Origin of the sequence: Sphingobium sp. YBL2 (assembly GCF_000943805.1) — a bacterium.
Taxonomy (GTDB): Bacteria; Pseudomonadota; Alphaproteobacteria; order Sphingomonadales; family Sphingomonadaceae; genus Sphingobium; species Sphingobium fuliginis.
The window spans coordinates 104,818-123,286 of the sequence record NZ_CP010954.1 but is presented as its reverse complement, the minus strand read 5'-3'; the positions used below and the strand labels follow the sequence as shown (position 1 = coordinate 123,286).

Genomic DNA, 18,469 nt, shown 5'->3' with positions numbered 1-18,469 from the left:
GACCGGACGTTGATTGAGGCACCGATAGACAGCATAACCGAGGAGCATCTGCAGCGGCTTCTCGGCCGCCCTGAAAACAGGCGCCTGGACTTCAAAGCGGACCTGCCTGACCCCAAGGAAAAGAAGGAATGTAACGGCATGATCGCAGACATCGTCGCCTTCGCAAACAGCGAGGGCGGCGACATTATCTATGGGATCGAGGAGGAGGACGGCGTTGCTGCCCGGATCAGGCCGGTCACGCGCACCATCAGCCTCGATAAGGTGATCCAACGAATCTATAGCTGGGCTCAGGACAACATCGACGTTCGACTGCCCGCGTTCCAGGTGCATGCGGTCCCGCTGGCGCCGAAGCCAGGCGAAGCCGAGGATAAAGCTCCCGGCGAGGCGCTGGTCATCAGGGTTCCTCCGAGCCTCCTGGCCCCACACAGGAGCACGATGAACGGCACGAGTCGCTTCATGGGCAGAAACAGCCGGGGGAATTTCGAGATGGATACGACGGAGTTGCGCGAGGCGTTCGGCGCTGCCGCCGCGATCCCCGAGCGCCTCAAGGCGCTGCACGACGAGATGCTGTCGCGATGCGAGCGCATCCGCCTGCCCTTCACGCCGCCAAAGAATGATCCGCGCCTCATCGTCACCGTCGCCCCGCTCTCTGTGTTGCGGCCGAACCAAGACATAGAATTTGCGCGTGTCGATGCTAGTGTTCCGGTCTCGCCCGGCGGTCAGTTCGGCCAAGTCCACGATACGCCGAGCCTGGAAGGCTACATCATGCACCGCGCCCATCCGCGAGAGCCGCAGAATCCTCGTTCCGCGATCTCCTGGGCGATCTCACACCGCAAAGGCTATATCGATCAGGGGTGGAGCATCACCGATCTACACGCGACCGATGGAAAAACGATCTCCAAGGACGCTGTCGACAGGACGATGTGGGCCGCCGTCAGCGGTGCAGTGATGAAGCTGAAGAGTTATCGCGTCGAAGGTCCGTGGGTCATCATGGCAACCGCGTTTGCACGGGATGATCTTCCCATGCGCCTAATGATCGAGGAGCTAACCCGCACAGAAAGCCGCACCGTAACGTTGAATGAACAATCGGTCATTCTCACGGACTTTCAGCATCGCCTGTGGACGAAACTCGTCGCCCGTCAGCGATTGGCCGTAGCCGCCCCAACTTCAGCGGGCAAATCTTTCGTGCTTCAGAATTTCCTCGCGAAGAAACTGGACGAAGGCGACCTCCGCACGGTAGCCTACATCGTCCCGACGCGAGCCCTGATATCACAGGTATCGCGGGACCTGCGCCGATTGCTAGCTGCAAGATCCAACGATGGCTATACCATCGATGTCGTGACCGTCCCGGTTGAAAGCGAGATGGCACTGCCGAGCCGGGCCGTCTACGTGATGACCCAAGAGCGACTGCAGCTGATGTTGGCCCAACACGCAGCGTTCTGCGCCGACATCATCATCGTCGACGAGGCTCACACAATTGCGGAAGGCTCACGTGGCATCTTGTTGCATTGGGTGCTTGAGGAGCTTCTCGGCAGAGCGCCTCAGTCGCAGCTGCTTTTCGCAAGCCCAGGGGTTCGCAACCTCGACATCTTCGGCCGTCTCCTCGGCCTCTCCGATGTCGAGCCCATGCCATCGCGCGAAGCAACCGTCGGACAAAATTTCCTTGCCGTTCGCGTCGAGAATCCTCAAACCGGAGCGATAGCAGTTTACCTGCGCGAGCGGGGGATGCAGCCCACTTTAATCGCTAGACGAGAACTCGGATTGCGAACGGTCACGCGGGCCGAAAAGCTGGTCAATTCCGCATGCTTATTTGGCGCCGGTTCGATCAACATCGTTTATGCCAATGGCCCTGGAGATGCCGAAGACATCGCCTTGCGGCTCTCGAAGCGCTTCGAGGGTCGCAGACCAACTCCAGCTCGGGAAGCGCTGGCCGACATGATCGCAGAGGCGGTGCATGGCTCCTACGCGCTTGTCGATTGCGTACGCAAAGGCATCGGCTTCCACTATTCGAACATTCCGACACAGGTTCGTGAAGCGATCGAGAAAGCGGTAGCAGGTGGCGACATCGACTATCTAGTATGCACCAGCACCTTGCTGCAGGGCGTTAACCTCCCCGCAAAGAACATTTTCATGTGCTACCCGAAAAAAGGAAAGCACTCGGCCATCGCATCGGTCGATTTCTGGAACCTGGCTGGTCGAGCTGGGCGCCTTTTGAAGGAGTATCAGGGCAATATTTTTCTGATTGAATACGAAAACTGGAAGAAGCAGCCACTGAACGACCAGCGCGCTACCAACATCATTCCTGCGATTGAAGACAGCGTCCTGAACCGGAGTACTGCGCTCCTGCGGATCATCGGACAGCCTGTCAAGAAATCGGACGACGATCTGGAAGCTGCGTTCGTACGCTTATTACATGACCAAAAATGCGGGACGCTGGAATCAGCGTTGGAGCGCATGCAGGCTGGCCAGCGGATATCCGATGAGATTTTAGCGTCTGTTCGCAGTGCCATAGTAGCCGTTTCCGACCAGATCACAATCCCGGCTGACGTCCTTCGCAAGAGTCCGAATGTGTCGGCGCACCGACAGCAACGGCTCTACAGCATCATCATGAAACGGGCCAGGCAGTCACCGGGCGCCGCTAAGGAATTGCTGCCAAAACATCCGAGGGACGATGGCGCCTACGATTCCTACGCCATGATCCTGCAACTATGCCACCGCGTCATCTTGGGGTTGAAGCGCGAGAGCAAGTTCCATCGGTTTCTCGCTCTAATCGCGCTGTGGTGGATGGAAGGTCGGCCTTTACCTCGCATCGTCCAGAACCAACTCGACAAGTATCCGGACGATGATCAGCGCGAGGTCGTACGCAAGACCTTAGAATTGGTCGAACGCGAGGTCCGATACCAATGCGTGCGCCTTTTCAGCTGCTACACCGCCATATTGCTCCAAGTCCTTGAAGACTTGGGTTTCGAGGACGTCAGGAACGCTGTTCCATCGGTTCCGCTATATCTGGAGATAGGTGCGTCTGACCGCACCATGATTAGCTTGATGGCATTGGGGGTGTCCCGCGTCGTTGCCATGAAACTCGCGCCAAAGGCACCGTCCAGAAACCTCGACGTGGCAGCAACTCGCAACTGGCTGCAGTTCCGTCCGCTCGATAGCCTTGGACTTTCGGTGGCTTTGCAGCAGGAGCTTGCCGAAATCCTTGCAACATTCGGGGAGCGGCCAGCGCTTCGCTGAGCCGATTGGTTAGCCGACGGTTCGCTGTTGGGGAGAGGGGTTTAGAACCTGAAGGTCTCGGATGGGTCGATTTCGGGGGGAAGTGTGCCCTAGCAGCGCTCCACGACCTCAATTGATATCCTAAAAGCGGTAATGCAATGTATGCGATCAGATATTGGATATCGCAAGCCAATAAGCGAAAGGAGGTTTGATGACGCTGGTTCTGGCCTGGCAGATGATAGAGGGACTCGCTGTCGTTGCGGACACGCGTTTTGGCTCGGCGTCGAGAACGGTCGGCGAAGCAGGTCCCAAGATCTTTTCTGTACCAATTGTACTCAACAAGCATGGTAAATTCGTTGAGACTGAAAAATGCCGACTACCCAGTATGGGATTTGCATTTGCTGGCAATGTATTTGCCGGGCAGACCGCCAACGGCTTAGCAAGCACGTGTCTTCAGAATCTTCTTGTGGTCAATGATTTCGATAATGGACCAACGGTATCGGAGGTAGCTGACCTCTATGCACGCTGCGCCGCGCTCGTGGTCAATGAGCGACGCCGCTGGGAAAAAACAGACATCCATATATTCGATGGGCTGGTCTTTGGTCGCAGTACGCCGGCATCGCCCGCCCAAGCGTTTCACATCAGCATCGAAATAAACGAGGACGCCGTCGCTATCAGCAAGGCGAGTGAAGTCGCTCAAGTTGGAAGCGGTGCGCTGGTTTGCTTGGGGTCGGGAAATGCGAAGGTTGCGGAGATTGTCGAAAAGGCTCGTGAGACGGAAACCGATGTGATGCCTACGATCCTCGACCCGCTTAAGATACTCCGCGAAGTAATGGACGACCCCGACGTACCTAGCGTCGCCGGTTTCCAACAGTTCGCGGTCGCCACGCCCAGTGGAGTGGAGCTGCGTCCCGGGCTTCGACCCATTATGTCAGAAATGGTCAATCCATTTCTCGAAGGGGGCCCTTCAGTACTTATGCAACAGCGGCTTGAGTATCAGATCCTAGGGTTCGACATGGGTGATATCGGCAATGTCGGTCAATATTTTACGGGCGCAACGCATTTTGCATCGGGCTAGTCCGAGGCTCGCTGTGAAAGGTGAGTAGCACGTCATGCTTGCGCAAGGCGGAATAGCCAACGCTCGGTTTGGTAACTTCGATCAGCCAGGGTCAGCTACAGTCTCATCGCCACTCAATATTCGGTCCGCTAACCAGACGTTGCGGCTTATTGATACAGCTAACCGGCTATCTCATAACCGAGTGGCTACTTAGCCCGATCTCTATCTCGGATCTGCCAGTCAGCAACTGGCTAATCTTACGAAGGCCGAAGCAAGAATAGCGGACGGTCTGCTGCCGGGGAACGAAAATCGATCGCTGAATGGCCGCAAAGGGTCGTCAGCGGCTTCGAATTCTGATGGAGGTCGCAGCGGAAAAAGGAAGAATCGCCTTCTCCAAGGCGTGCCAAGGACTCGAATTCGTGCCGAATTGGCTCGAAATTTTTTGGGGGCTTATCCGGGGGCCTTTGTCATCCTCTAGTACAAATTATCTAGCTTAATCAGGATGATAGAGTCGCTTTATGAGTCCCGTAAGCCACCATTTCGGTCCAAAACCACGAGTCCCTAGCACCGCCGCCTCTACGCCAGAGGCGGCGGTGAGGGTTCGCAACAATTCCGTGCGATTGCCACGGATGCGGACATCGGTTTTGCTGATCACTTCCACCCGCTGCGCGACCGCGCGAATTTGGTTTCGGGCATAGGTGCCATCCTCGTGCCGTAGCTTGCGGCGAACGGCTCGGGCGAAAGTGCCGAGCGTGTGTGGCGTGATTTCTGGACCGATCCGCTCGATGTGCGTGACCGCTCGCTCGGCGTCACCGCGAGCCTGATTGCGGATGGCCGTCAGTTCTGCGATCCGCGTTTTGAGCGATGCGTCGCCAATATCCACTAGGCCGTTCTCAATCGCTTCGTAGAGCCGCGTCAGCTTGGCCTCTGCCTCGGTCGCGCGACGCTCCATCTCAGCGACGTGTAGACGGCGTTCTGCCGCCCATTCGTCGCGTCGGTTGAGCAGTTGATCCATCAGACCTTCCAGGCGCGCAGTATCGAGCAGTCGCTTCTCCAGATGGTCGACGACCGCCTGGTTGAGCTGATGCATCGGAACTGAGACGCCCTTGCAGCCAGTTTTCCCCTTCGTCGCCTTGGTCGCGCAGGTGTAGTAACGGTATTCTTGCCCGCTTCGGCTCGTGCCCGTGCGGAGCGTCATGGCGCCGTTGCAGCTCGCGCAGAAGCAGATGCCGGTCAGTAGCGTCGATCCCCCGACCGCGCGCGGTGGCATCATTTTGGGGCTGCGCGCCTTCAAGGATCGCTGAACCGCCTCGAACTCAGCCACGCTGATGATCGGCGGCACCTCCATGACGGCATGCTCTTCCGGCGGCTTGCGGCGCTTCTTCTTCACATCATAGGTGTTGAAGCGGTGCGACGCCGCGCCCGATCACTGGCGCCACGTCCATAAGGTGTCAGACGTTTCGTCTAGAACTTCCGAACGATAGCCAAGCCGAACCCCAGTTGGCTTGCCGTTCCTACCTGGCGAACGATCGGGCTTTTGGCGGTGCTATCGAGCAGTCGCTGATAGTTGAGGAAACCAATGACACTCCACCGTTCGCTGGCTCGGTAAAACAGCCCCAGAGACCATTCGACGGTTTCAAGTCCGGACTTGGCGGCATAGGCAGGTATCCAGCCTTTGGAAACCCTGCTGGCCCTCCGGCCCGTCGAGAAGAAGGTTCATATCGGCCCCATCTGCTCAAGAGTCGAAGCATGGGGCAAAGCCGGCGCTGTTCACCGCCTGCTCTGATGCATGGCGGCTATCACCTGGTCTATTCCTCTATCTAGCCGCTCCGCTCCGCAACGCCGATGCCGGGCTGACATGAGACCGTGAAGCGGTGCCTTAGTCGATGTCGAAAGGGAAGAAGCACGGATGGCGCGGCGCCTTCACGAAGGGGACAATGGCAGGCCCTTGTGCGGCCCCAGATATGAGAGAGGTTCGACATGAAATTATTACGGTACAGATCGGCAAACGGCATCGGCCTGGGCGTGCTGAAGGATGATGGCATCGTCCCGCTGGCGGAACTGCACGACTACCCCACCATGCTTTCAATCGTCGCCGGCGGCGAGACGGCGCTGGGCCATATTGCTGCATTTGTCGCGTCCAGAACGCCCTCCATCCCCCTGTCCGATGCGCAACTTGTCTGCCCCATCGAACGGCCCGGCAAATTTCTTGCGATCGGCATGAACTATCGCAAGCATGCGGAAGAGGGCGAGCGCCACGGCATTCCGGCCCCCAAGCAGCAATTGTGGTTCAACAAGCAGACGACTTGCCTTTCCGGGCCATTCGATCCGATCGATCCGGGTGTTACGGAAAAGCTGGATTATGAAGTCGAATTGGGAGTGATCGTCGGGACGGCCGCAAAAGGTGTCACCGCAAGTGCGGCCCGGTCGCACGTGTTCGGCTATGTCGTCGTAAACGATGTCTCTGCGCGAGACTGGCAGTTTCATTCGCCGACGTTCACGGTCGGGAAGTCCTTCGATACCCACGGACCGATAGGCCCCTGGATCGTCACGGCCGATGAAATAGCCGACCCGCACGACTTGCGCATCCGATGCCTGGTCAACGGCGAGGTTCGGCAGGACAGCAATAGCAACGAACTCATTTACAATATCTGGGAACAGATCGCCTATCTCTCGACGGCCTTTATGCTGGAGCCCGGCGATATTCTCGCGACCGGCACGCCAGAGGGGGTTGGTGTCGCGATGGACCCGCCCCGCTTCCTCAAGCCGGGCGATGTCGTACGATGCGAGGTCGACAAAATCGGCGCTATCGAGAATGTCGTGTCCGCCCCATAGCATGGGACAGTGCCGTCGGCAGACGGCACAACCGGCAAGGATTGCACGCGGGACCGGCTCAATCCTCCAACATGCGGCAGGTCAACTATTCAGGCCAGCGCAGCGGTTTGCCATGGCAACCGCTGCAACGCTTTGCCCGAGCGATTGATGAGCTTCTGACGGTGCAGACCAAGCGTTGTCGGCCGAAATGTTCCCCGTCCGGCATAAGGGCATTCCGCTCGATAGTTCCCAGGCATCACTCTTTATCTTCTGCCATATCTCGATGCGTGATCGGACGCGGTAGCGTCGGTTCATGAAAACGAAAAACCCTTCCCCTGATCTCTCCGCCCAGCGCCCTCGTATCGTCATTGTCGGTGGCGGTCCAACGGGCCTCGCCACCGCACTCGAACTTGGCATGCGCTCCATCGACTGTCTGCTCATCGAGCGGGAGTCGAGGGGCGGACATGCCCCCCGGGCCAAGACCACGCATGTCCGGACGCGTGAGCTGTTGCGTCGCTGGGGACTTGCCGATGTCCTCGCCCAGGCTTCGCCGTTCGGCATCGACTACCCCACGGATGTGCATTTCGTTACCCGGCTGAACGGCTATCCGCTGGCCCGCTTCGAAAATGCGATGCAGGGTTCGCCGCGGCGTGACGAACGCTATTCCGAGCATGGGCAGTGGATCCCGCAATACAAGCTCGAGTCCGTCCTCAGGGAACGCCTTCTCGCCATCGATTGCGTCACCATGGCGCATGGTTGCGAATTCATCTCCTTCGAGCAGGACGACATGGCGGTCCGGGTGACCGTCAAAGCCGTCGATACGGGCGAGGAGCATGTGATCGAAGCGGACTATCTGGTCGGAGCCGACGGCGCGCGCAGTACCGTGCGTGAGGCGATCGGGGCGAAGATGGAAGGGCGGTACGGCCTCTCGCGCAATTATAATATCATCTTCAGCGCCCCGGGCCTCGCCGACGCGCATCGGCAGGGGCCAGGAATCATGTATTGGCAGGTCAATCCGGATGTGCCGAGCGTGATCGGTCCCATGGATGAAGGCGATCTGTGGTTTTTCATGCCTTTGAGTCTGCCGCCGGAAAAAATGTTCACCGATGAGGAGGCGCTCGACCTCATCAAGCGTTCGACCGGGATCGACCTGCCTTACCGAATTCTGAGTTCCGACCTGTGGGTCGCCAGCCGCCTTCTCGCGGACAAATATCGCGACGGGCGCGTCTTCCTGGCGGGGGATGCCTGTCATCTTCATCCGCCTTATGGCGGCTTCGGGATGAACATGGGGGTCGCGGACGGCGTCGACCTGGGGTGGAAGCTTGCGGCCGCGCTGCAAGGATGGGGCGGTCCAGCCCTGCTGGACAGCTATGAGGCCGAACGGCGACTGATCCACGAAATCGTGTTGGACGAAGCCGAAGGCAATCACGGCACCCAACCGGGCAATCTATTCCGCAGCGGGATAGAGGATGATGGCCCGGAGGGCGATGCCGTCCGGCGTGAGGTGTCCGACCTGATCGCGCAGACCAAGCCAAGGGAATTTTATACGCTCGGTGTCGTGCTTGGCCTTCGTTATTGGCGATCACCGGTCATCCGGGACGACGGCACGGGAGCCGATTGGCGACTGTCGCTCGATTATACGCCAAGCGCCGCACCCGGCAGCCTGGCTCCGCATGCATGGCTCGCTGACGGCTCGTCGCTTTATGATCATTTTGGCGCCGGCTTCACCCTTATCGCCTTCGGAGGCGCGGATACGCGCGAGGCGGAGAATGACGCCGCGAAATCCGGCATTCCTCTCAAGATCGTGACAATCGACGAGCCCAGGGTGGCCGCGCTCTATGAACGGCGGCTGGCCTTGATACGGCCCGACCAGCATGTCGCCTGGCGGGGTGACATATGGCCGGCGGGCGACGTGCTCGCCCATGCCGCCGGCCTATCCCCGGCGTCCGACGACGGGGCAAGTGCGGAGTGAACGACCTATCGGATTCTCCCGACGCGTTGCCCGGCTTCTGGCAGGCGTTTCTCGATGCTCCTATGCATCGGGTGCAAAAGCTCTCCATCCTCGCGCTGACCGCGATGTGCGCGCTCGACGGACTGGATCTGTTCGCGATCACTTTCGCAGCGCCGGTCATCGGTCGAGAGATGGCGATCGGCAAGGCCGCCATCGGGCTGGTTCTGGCGGCGGCTCTGGCCGGCATGGCGCTGGGATCGCTCTTTCTCTCGCCGCTCGCCGACATCTATGGGCGGCGGCGCCCGCTGCTGTTCAGCTTGCTGATGATGATCGGCGGCACGCTTTGGACAGCGCTCGCGGGCAATCTCTTCGACCTTATCGGGTCGCGTCTGATTACCGGCCTGGGCGTCGGCACGATGGCGGCAGTCATCAACCCGCTTGCGGCCGAATATGCCAATGCGAAGCGGCGGGACATTTCGGTGGCCATCGTCAATCTCGGCCTGCCCGCCGGCGCGATCGTGAGCGGCATTCTGGCGGCGTGGATGATCCCGCTATTGGGCTGGCGGGCGCTTTTCCTTGTAGCGAGCGGTCTTGGCATGGTCATGCTGGCGATCGTCCTGCTCTGGCTGCCCGAGTCGATCGTCGGCATTCTGTCGAGGGGCGGGCCGGCGACGCAGACGCGGCTGAACCATTTGCTCAATCGGTGCGGCCAGCCGGCTAGCGTCGCACCCGACGCCATTCGCCCCCGGGCGCGGCGTCGGTCGATCCGCCTGCTGCTGACCCCAGCCGAACTCCCTGCAACGGTCGCCGCCGCGGCCATCTTTTTCCTGTTTACGCTTTCCCTTTATTATATCCAGAGCTGGGTGCCGTCGCTGATCACCGGCGCCGGGCACACCGTCTCTCAGGCGGCGCTGGCCGCCACGGCGATGAGCGTCAGCGGCGTGCTGGGCGGTTCCGCCTTTGCGTTTCTCGTGCCAAGGCTTGGGCTCAAGCGGGTCGTGATCGCCGCGGTCACGTTGAGCGGCCTGGCCATCGCGCTCTTCGGCGTGGTCCCCATGGATTTGCCGGTCCTCGTCGCCATGTCGGTCCTCGTCGGCGCCAGCACCATAGGCGGCATGGTCAACCTGTACGCCATTCTCTCGCGAAACTTTCCTCCCTCGGCGCGTGCCTCGGGCATCGGCTTCGTCATCGGGGTTGGACGGTTCGGGAGCGCACTTGGACCCGCGCTGGGCGGATTGCTGTTCTCGCTCGGACATGAGCGCGCAATGGTCTCCCTGGTCATGGCGATGCCGGCCCTGCTCGCGGCTGCCCTGCTTCTGCGCATCAGGCAGCGCGACTACGCCTGACATGAACGCTTGAACGCCGCCACCCACGCGCATACGATGCCTCCCACCTATTGCAGCCTGACATTATGATCGAATCAGGCATTGCTGGAGGATATGCATGAAGCTTAGTCATCTCCGCGACGTCGTCGCCGTCGCCGAAGCCGGAAGCCTGCGCGCGGCCAGCCGCCGGCTGGGCATCACCCAGCCCACCATCACGCGCAGCATACGCGATACGGAGAATGAGCTTGGCGTCTCGCTTTTCACGCGCCATGCCAATGGCGTGTCGCCGACCCCCCTCGGCAAGCTCTTCGTGCGCCGCGCGCTGGCGATCCAGTCCGAACTTCGGCGCGCGCATGAGGAGTTGGAGCAGGCCAAGGGCAATTTCGTCGGAGAGGTTTCGGTCGCATTGTCCTCCGCGTCCGGCCTGGCGCTGATGCCGTCCATTCTGGGACCGTTTCGGGCAAGCTATCCCCGTGCCCTGCTGAAACTCACCGAAAGCCTCTTCCAGCCGATCGAACATGACATCCTCACCGGTGAAATCGACTTTTACGTAGGGCCGCTGGACGAGCATCTGTCCGCCGCCACCTTGCTGGTGGAAAAGATTTTCGATAACAAGCGAATGGTCGTCGCGCGAAAGGGTCATCCATTGGCTCACGCGACAAGGCTCGCGGAACTGCGCGATGCCCAGTGGGTCCGCCCTTCCTTCTCGACCCAATATGGCGAAGTCGAGTTTGAGACGATGTTCGAAAATGCGGGCCTGACGGAGCCGGAGGTTGTCGTCCACTGCCAGTCCGCGCTGATGACGTTGCTTGCGGTCGCCAATTCGGATCTCTTGACGGTGCTCCCGATGCAGTGGCTCGATTTTGCGCCCAGCAGGGAAGGTTTGCAGACGATCGGCCTCGTTGACAGCCTCTATGCGGCGCCGATCTGTATCGTCCGCCGCGCGGACGTGCCGCTGACTCCGCTTGCCGAAAGGCTCTGCGACCTGACCCGCAAGGCAGGGCATAATTACCACCGGCGCAATTTGGGGCTCTAGGCGACGTGGATAAATTCAAGACCCGCTGGACTGAGTGATCCGGGTGGAACCAGGACATTCCCCCTCCCGCAGGCGGGAGGGGGCTAGGGGGTGGGCTGGCGCGGCACCTGCGCTGTTTTGCAACGGCTAAGTCAGAAGCTCGCTACGCTCGCGCCCACCCCTAACCCCTCCCGTTTACGGGAGGGGAAGGTCCTGAATTGGCCATTTCCCGGCATTCCTAATTTGTACACGCGGCCCAGGGTGCACGCAGGGAACCCGCGCAGGCTCAAATCTTGGGCAGCGCCGGGTTCCTTATACGGAACAATGTCTGCGCATTGCGGAAGCAGATATGCTCTGCATCGACTGGCGACAGCGGGGCCGAGCGGATGAACCGCACGGCTTCATCGCTGCGCTCATAAGGATAGTCGATTGCGAAAAGGATTCGCTCCGCACCCAAAATGTCCAGACAGTAGGCCAACACCTTGTGGGAGAAGGTTCCGCTTGTCGTGATGTAGACATTCGATTTGAAATATTGGCTGGGAAGTTGCCTCAGCGGCTTGAGGCCCAGCTTCTCCCCTCCTCGCGCCATGAGATTGCGATAACGATTGTCGATGCGCGTGAAATAATAGGGGATTCGTTCTCCCATATGCCCCAGCACCACTTTCAGCCGGGGGAACTCATCGAACACGCCCGCGAATATCATGCGAAGCAGGTGCAGGCTGCCATCGGCGCCATATCCCCACAGGGCGCCGCTCAACCCGTAATTCTCATAGGGTCCGATCATCGCCTGCGACGGAGAACGCGGATGCAGGTAGAGTGGCATGTCCTGCGCTTCGAGCGCGGCGAGAATGGATCTAAATTTCGGCTCGTCCAAATATTCGCCAAAGCTGTGCGAGTTGATGATCACGCCGTTGAGCGCCAGATCCTTCCGAGCGCGTTCGATCTCCGCGACCGATGCCTGGGGGTCCTGAGGCGCTATCGCCGCCAGCCCGGCAAAGCGCGTGGGATGGGCGCGAATGATCGCGGCAAGGCCATCGTTCAGGGAACGGGCGACGCGCGCGCCTTCCTTTGGCGGGAAGGCTTGCGGACCCGGAATCGTGATGCTCAACAGGTGCATATCGACGCCGTTCGCGTCCATTTCCGCAAGGCGCGCCTCCACGCTGCAAAGCTTGCGATTGAGCTCCGACGCTCCGGCGCCGGTTCCGCTGCGCAAGAGAGCGGTATAGGTCTTCTCAGCTTCAGTCATTCCAGGAGGTCCGGCGTCCAACGCGGCCATAAGCTCCGGCGTCGCATAGGCTTCTTCCGTGGCAATCAGAGGCGTTCCGGACGGTTGCGCCCGCGCGCCCTCGGCGCTGATGATCGGTCCCGCCAGGGCTCCCGCTATCACGGTGCGTCGATCCAGTTGCGTCATCAAGTCTCTCCTTTGGAAGACCTTTTGCCATCAGCCGCAATGGGTGAAAGATGTCGCTCTGCGGCACCCGATGCCTGCCGCCTATCTAAACCCGCAAAAAGCAATCGTCCCGTCGCGAGCAACACTGCCTATTGAACCGTCCAAACACCGCGCCCGGACAGGATGCCGCGCGCGAGGGGAGGATGAGATGCGCAGCAGTTTCTATCTTACGAGTGCCGCTTTGGCCTGCCTTACGCCAGGCGCTGTTTTGGCCCAGCAAGTCGATTCGGCTACAGGGAATGCGGTCGCCGACGCAGGCGAGATCATCGTCACGGCGCAACGCCGATCGGAACGGCTGCAGGACGTACCCATCGCCATTACGAACCTCGACAGCGGACGCCTGGCGAAAGCCAATATTCAGACGCTGCAGGATCTGCCGCGCATCGCGCCAACATTGAAGGGAGGCAATGGACCGGGGACATCAGGGGTGCGCCTGTCGATCCGCGGACTCGGTTCGCTCGGGAACAGCGCCATCGAACCCAGCGTGGCCACCTTCGTCGACGGGGTCTATATCGCACGCCCGGGCGCGATGTACGGGGCGCTCCTCGACCTCGACGCCATTGAGATATTGTCCGGCCCGCAGGGGACGCTCTTTGGCCGTAACGCATCCGTGGGCGCGCTGAACATCCGCACCAAGGCGCCGAGCGACCGGTTCGAAGGGAATATCGGCGTAGAGGCCGGCACCGGCGACCGGTACCGGCTGGACGGCGCGATCAACGTGCCGCTCGGCCAGGACGTCGCGCTTCGCGTTGCCGGTCTCGCGCAGCTTTTCGACGGCTATTGGAAAACCACGGGCACTGGCGGCAGAAGCGGTGTCGACAATTTTGCGGGGCGCGCGACGCTGCGCGCGAGATTGTCGGATAAGCTGACCTGGACGGGTCGTGGCGACTATACGCTCACGCGGGGCGGGGGATGGCAATATACGCCCCTGATCGCCAAGAGTCTGACGCCGGCGACGCTGGCGGCACTGACGGCGCGGATCGGCGCGCCTTCCGATCTCGACCGGGACGATGGCACCACCAACCAGTACACAGCCGGCAATCATGTGGATTCGAAGCATTGGGGCGTTTCCAGCCAATTCGATCTGGAGCTGGGCGATTTCGCCGTGAAGTTGACCGACAGCTATCGAGACTGGAACAATCTCGAACAGGATGGCGACGGATCCTTCCTTCCCATCCTGTTGCTCGCCCGCGACAATTTCTGGCGAAGCAAGAGCAACGCGCACGAGTTGCAGCTGAGTTCCCCCACAGATCTTCTGGGCGGCCGTTTCAGCTTCGTCAGCGGCGTTTATTATTATCATGAAGACTTGCGGATCAATTATAATTTCAACCTGTCGCCGGACTTCTGCAGGATTGTCGCGCCTTCGACCGCGACGGCGGCCTGCCTTGCGAACCCTCGGAATCCGGCGGCATTGTTCGTCTTCAACCAGAGGACGTCGAGTTTCGCCGGCTATCTTCAGGGAAGCTTCAAGATCGTGCCGTCGCTCGATCTGACGCTGGGCGCGCGCTACACCCATGATGACAAGGACGGAAGCTTCATAGGCAGGAATTTCAATCCCGCGGCGGCTTCGATTCAGACCAACGAAACGACGAAATTGTCTTACGCCGAAGGCCGTTGGACTTACAGGGCGAATCTCGCCTGGCGTCCAAGCAGGGAATTGATGCTCTTCGCAACCTATTCGACCGGGTTCAAGTCCGGCGGATTCAACTCCGGCAACTCAAATGCCGCCCTGGGCCAGCTTCGGGTCTTCAATCCGGAGATCGTCAAGGATTATGAATTGGGTTTCAAGTTCCAGACCCGTGATCGCGTCCTGACATTCAACGCCACCGCGTTCAGGATGGACGTGGACGACTTCCAGGAGCGCGCGCTCTTCGGAATCACGCCGGTCGTGCAGAATGTCGGTTCCTTGCGCCAGCAAGGCATCGAGGCCGAACTGACCGTCAGGCCGGTCGAAGGTCTTCAGTTGAACACCGGGATCGCCTATCTCGACTCAAAGTTCAAATCCTATCCCAACGCGCCCAACATTCCCGGCTTCACGCCAGCCACGCACGATCTGAGCGGCTTTCCATTGACCTTCTCGCCCAAGCTCGCGGGCACGAGCGGCGTCGAATATTCCGTGCCGGTCGGCGGAGACATGCGGATCAGCCTGCGAGGCGACATATCCTATACGACCAAATATTATGCGGGCACGACGATCGACGGAAACCCGTACACGATCCAGCCGGGTTATTCCTTGCTCAGCGCCCGCGCCACGCTGTTCGGCCGCGACGACAATTGGTCGATCGCTCTGTTCGGCGACAATCTCGCGGACAAGCGCTATTGCACCAACATCGCCGTGCAGGTGTTCGATGCGCCGCTGGGCTTGCGCAATCCCACCACGGGAACAGGCCTGCGCTGCTTTGTAGGCAATCCGCGCACATTTGGCGCCAGACTGACCAAGAATTTCTGACCGCGGCAAGGCGGGCGTGCGCCATTGTCCAGTTCCGGCATTCGAAGAGGCGGGTTAAGCGTGAACCCTTCGGGCCGCGCTTCCCAGGCTTCTCAGGCTCGCGGGAAAGGCGGGGTGGTGGCGGAATGGCGTGTGCCTGGTTGGAGACAGTGGCGTCGCCGACGAACAGGCGGTAACGGAATATCCCATTATGACCCGCAAAATACGCCAGGCCGCCTCCGCCCTCGACTATCGGGAACTTGCCCGTCGCCGTCTGCCACCATTCCTGTTCGAATATATCGACGGCGGCTCCTATGCCGAGGTGACGCTTGAGCGCAACCTGGCCGATCTCGCGGCGACAGCGCTGCGGCAACGCGTGCTCACCGATGTGTCGCGGCTCGATCTCACCACGACATTGTTCGGGCAGCATCTCGCGCTGCCGGTGGCGCTCGCGCCCATCGGCCTGGCCGGCATGAATGCGCGCCGTGGGGAGGTGCAGGCCGCGCGCGCCGCGGAGGCGGCGGGAATCCCCTTCTGTCTGTCGACCGTTTCGGCATGCCCGCTGGAGGAGGTTGCCGGGGGTGTGAATGCGCCTTTTTGGTTTCAACTCTATATGATCCGCGATCGCGGCTTCATGCGCGCCTTGTTGCAGAAAGCGAAAGCACTCGGCTGCTCCGCCCTCATATTTACCGTCGACATGCCGGTGCCCGGCTCCCGGTATCGGGACTATCATTCCGGCCTGGCCGGGGCGGCGGGCAAGGCTGGCGCCATCCGGCGGCTTGGCCAGGCGGCGCGGCATCCGCGCTGGGCGTGGGACGTCGGCCTGCTCGGGCGTCCGCATCAGCTTGGCAATATCGCGCCGGTGCTGGGGAAGAAAACGGGGCTCGAGGATTTCCTCGCCTGGATGCGCGCCAATTTTGATCCGAGCGTCAGCTGGCGCGACCTCGATTTCATCCGGGAGATTTGGGACGGCCCCTTCATCATCAAGGGCATCCTGGACAGGGAGGATGCGAAAATGGCGGCGCGCGTCGGCGCGGACGGCATTGTCGTGTCCAATCATGGCGGCCGTCAGCTGGACGGCGTGCCCTCTACGGCGCGGGCGCTCCCTCCTATTGCCGAAGCTGTCGGAGATCGCATGACTGTCCTGGTCGACGGCGGCGTACGATCGGGACTGGACGTCGTCCGCATGTTGGCGCTCGGCGCAAAGGGGGTGCTTCTCGGCCGCGCCTGGGCCTATGCGCTCGCGGCAGGCGGGCAGGCGGGGGTCGCGCATGTGCTGCAGCTTATCGAGGCGGAAATGAGGGTCGCCATGGCGCTGACGGGCAGCCCGGACATCGGCGCCATCGGCCGCCACATCCTTGTGGATGAGCTGTAAACGATCGCCCCGCCGCGGGATGCGACTGGTGTCCGCCCGCCGATGTTCAGGCCGATGCTATGCCCAACCCGCTTTGCGCGAGGTCTTTCCGATGCCCGGGTTGAAGCTGTTGCACGGGTCCAGCGTCATGTAAAAGCTGGCGAGTTCGGGCTTGGCCGCATAATGATGGCCGACATTATGCTCGGCGGGATATTCCGCTCCCTGCTCTGCGAGCCGATCCAGCAGGCGCTGTTTCACGGCTTCGACGTCGCACCCGGGCCGCACCAGATAGTCGCGGTGGAAGACGTGGCAGAAAAAATGCGCATAGGTGGCTCGCGCCACCAGTTGCGAGCCTATGTCGTCGGGCAATTGCTCGACCCAGTCCGTGCAGTTGCGCGGGAGCGCCACGTCAAGCGCCACGAGCCCGCCGACGGCGCCGTCCTTCAGCGAAGCGTATCGGATCGCCGCGCCTGCCGCCACGAACCGCAGGAGAAAGGCGCGTTCCGCCTCCGCATCGGTGCATTCGCGCCAACCGGTCGTCTCGCCCTCTCGCTCCACTCCCTCCAGATAGGCGCGCATTTCCTCGATGCCGTCGTCGGCAACCCGGATGACAAGATGATGTTCATATCGGTCGCGATAGTGCCGCAAGGTCGGCGGAAGCGGGCTGGGCAGGAGATTGCCCAGGCGCTGCAGCATCCGGTCGCCGGTGGCCTCCGAACCGGTCCCGAGCCATCTCGCCGCGCGGTCCAGCCCCCTTTTAAGGGCGAACAGGCGGGGCAGCCGCCGGGTGCCGAGATATTTGATCGCGAAAAAGCTGTCGCGACCATAGCGTTCCGACATCAGGATCGTCTCACGGCTCAGATATTCGGCGGAGACGGGAAGGTGTGAAAAGGTCCCCAGCACGGCGCGTCGCAATCGGGTGAAGACGGCTGCGTCGTTGGTCGCGACGTAGAATGTCCGGTTTCGATCGTCCCTCCGGAAGGTGTCGAGCCGCACGGCGAACACCGCGACGCGACCGGCGGAGCCGGATGCGCCATGGAGTCGCCCCGGATCGGCATTGTAGCGGGCGGGAGAAGGATCATCGATCTTTCTTACCCGCCGATCATAGTCGGTGTCCGAGGCGGCCCGGATATTGCCGGCCGGCGGCCCATCGTCGAAGCGACCGCTCTCCAGCCGGCCCAGAATCTCTTCGGCATCGTCGCCAAGTTCCAACCCCAGATCGTTCACGAGGCATAGCTGCCCGTCTTCCCGCAAACGGGCATAAAGCGCATATTCCGTGTAGGCCGGTCCGCGTCGCAAGAGCGCGCCGCCCGAACTGTTGCAGATGCCGCCGATCACGGAAGCGCCGATGCAGGACGATCCGATGACCGAATGCGGCTCGCGCCCCAGCGGTTTCAGCAGCGCCTCCAGGTCGTAGAGCGTGGCGCCCGGCAGGGCGACGATCTGCCGTCCTCCTTCCAGCAGGTGAATGCCGGACAGCCTGCGCGTTCCGATGATCACGACCGGGCGCCCGTCATAGCCGGCGACATGCGGCGTGGACCCGCCTGTCAGTCCCGTGTTTGCAGCCTGCATGATCACGATGCCCTTGGCCTCGACCACGGCCTGCAAACAACGCCACAGCTCGACGAGGGTGCCCGGCAGCGCCACGGCCGACGCCCCGCCACCGGGATATCGATAGCCCTGGGTGTAGGGGCGCATATGCGCTTCGCCGGTCAGGAGGTGTCGCCTGCCGACGATCCGGACGAGCTTTCCGGGCAGGTCCGCCGGATCCGAATTCAAATGCATGCCGAACTTGCCTGAAGGAAGAAACGAAGCGGACCAAGGTGACGGCGGATCGGCCTCGTAACAGCATCGGGGCG

General features: G+C 61.1%; 11 protein-coding genes and 1 pseudogene. 8 read left to right on the top strand and 4 right to left on the bottom strand.

Annotated features, from left to right (window positions below; genetic code table 11):
• Nucleotides 1–9 precede the first annotated feature (9 nt).
• Both TZ53_RS00570 and TZ53_RS00565 read left to right on the top strand, forming a co-directional pair.
• Nucleotides 10–3,237 (top strand): DEAD/DEAH box helicase, encoded by a 3,228-nt coding sequence (locus TZ53_RS00570; protein WP_171010077.1) that lies wholly within the window; start codon nt 10–12, stop codon nt 3,235–3,237.
• A gap of 190 nt (nt 3,238–3,427) precedes the next feature.
• On the top strand, nt 3,428–4,294 hold the full coding sequence (locus tag TZ53_RS00565; protein WP_044660079.1) for a hypothetical protein: 867 nt from the start codon (nt 3,428–3,430) through the stop codon (nt 4,292–4,294).
• 472 nt (nt 4,295–4,766) lie between these two features.
• On the opposite strand, the gene TZ53_RS00560 is transcribed toward TZ53_RS00565, so the two are convergent.
• Both TZ53_RS00560 and TZ53_RS27880 read right to left on the bottom strand, forming a co-directional pair.
• The gene (locus tag TZ53_RS00560) at nt 4,767–5,663 is read right to left on the bottom strand and encodes a recombinase zinc beta ribbon domain-containing protein (RefSeq protein WP_238320087.1); all 897 of its coding nucleotides are present in this window, start codon (nt 5,661–5,663) and stop codon (nt 4,767–4,769) included.
• 74 nt (nt 5,664–5,737) lie between these two features.
• Nucleotides 5,738–5,959: pseudogene (locus TZ53_RS27880) on the bottom strand (MipA/OmpV family protein); the annotation flags it as partial.
• Between the two features lie 339 nt (nt 5,960–6,298).
• On the opposite strand from TZ53_RS27880, the gene TZ53_RS00555 reads away from it, so the two are divergent.
• The 4 genes from TZ53_RS00555 to TZ53_RS00540 all read left to right on the top strand — a co-directional run bounded on the left by TZ53_RS00555 (nt 6,299) and on the right by TZ53_RS00540 (nt 11,399).
• Nucleotides 6,299–7,108 (top strand): fumarylacetoacetate hydrolase family protein, encoded by an 810-nt coding sequence (locus TZ53_RS00555; RefSeq protein ID WP_238320086.1) that lies wholly within the window; start codon nt 6,299–6,301, stop codon nt 7,106–7,108.
• Between the two features lie 292 nt (nt 7,109–7,400).
• Nucleotides 7,401–9,059, top strand: a complete 1,659-nt coding sequence (locus TZ53_RS00550; protein WP_044660077.1) for an FAD-dependent monooxygenase — start codon at nt 7,401–7,403, stop codon at nt 9,057–9,059.
• On the top strand, nt 9,056–10,384 hold the full coding sequence (locus tag TZ53_RS00545; protein WP_165363306.1) for an MFS transporter: 1,329 nt from the start codon (nt 9,056–9,058) through the stop codon (nt 10,382–10,384). The genes TZ53_RS00550 and TZ53_RS00545 overlap by 4 nt, the downstream gene beginning before the upstream one ends.
• A gap of 97 nt (nt 10,385–10,481) precedes the next feature.
• Entirely contained in the window at nt 10,482–11,399 is a 918-nt protein-coding gene (locus tag TZ53_RS00540) for a LysR substrate-binding domain-containing protein (RefSeq protein WP_044660075.1), read from the top strand.
• A gap of 265 nt (nt 11,400–11,664) precedes the next feature.
• Here the strand turns inward: TZ53_RS00540 and TZ53_RS00535 are convergent, their stop codons facing one another.
• A complete protein-coding gene (locus tag TZ53_RS00535; protein ID WP_052628059.1) occupies nt 11,665–12,789 on the bottom strand; it encodes an amidohydrolase family protein in 1,125 nt (374 codons plus the stop codon).
• 247 nt (nt 12,790–13,036) lie between these two features.
• Between TZ53_RS00535 and TZ53_RS00530 the strand changes: the two genes are divergently transcribed.
• Together TZ53_RS00530 and lldD are read left to right on the top strand one after the other, a co-directional pair.
• The gene (locus tag TZ53_RS00530) at nt 13,037–15,277 is read left to right on the top strand and encodes a TonB-dependent receptor (RefSeq protein WP_044660074.1); all 2,241 of its coding nucleotides are present in this window, start codon (nt 13,037–13,039) and stop codon (nt 15,275–15,277) included.
• Between the two features lie 190 nt (nt 15,278–15,467).
• On the top strand, nt 15,468–16,631 hold the full coding sequence (lldD, locus tag TZ53_RS00525; protein WP_044660073.1) for an FMN-dependent L-lactate dehydrogenase LldD: 1,164 nt from the start codon (nt 15,468–15,470) through the stop codon (nt 16,629–16,631).
• Between the two features lie 57 nt (nt 16,632–16,688).
• Here lldD and dld read toward each other — a convergent pair whose 3' ends face one another.
• Complete coding sequence (dld, locus tag TZ53_RS00520) at nt 16,689–18,395, bottom strand: D-lactate dehydrogenase (RefSeq protein WP_044660072.1); 1,707 nt, start codon at nt 18,393–18,395, stop codon at nt 16,689–16,691.
• Between the last annotated feature and the right edge of the window lie 74 nt (nt 18,396–18,469).

Coding starts and splice junctions, on each gene's coding strand:
- TZ53_RS00565 (WP_044660079.1), top strand. CDS start 3,428: ATGACGCTGGTTCTGGCCTGGCAGATGATAGAGGGACTCGCTGTCGTT.
- TZ53_RS00550 (WP_044660077.1), top strand. CDS start 7,401: ATGAAAACGAAAAACCCTTCCCCTGATCTCTCCGCCCAGCGCCCTCGT.
- TZ53_RS00540 (WP_044660075.1), top strand. CDS start 10,482: ATGAAGCTTAGTCATCTCCGCGACGTCGTCGCCGTCGCCGAAGCCGGA.
- TZ53_RS00535 (WP_052628059.1), bottom strand. CDS start 12,789: ATGACGCAACTGGATCGACGCACCGTGATAGCGGGAGCCCTGGCGGGA.
- lldD (WP_044660073.1), top strand. CDS start 15,468: ATGACCCGCAAAATACGCCAGGCCGCCTCCGCCCTCGACTATCGGGAA.
- dld (WP_044660072.1), bottom strand. CDS start 18,395: ATGCATTTGAATTCGGATCCGGCGGACCTGCCCGGAAAGCTCGTCCGG.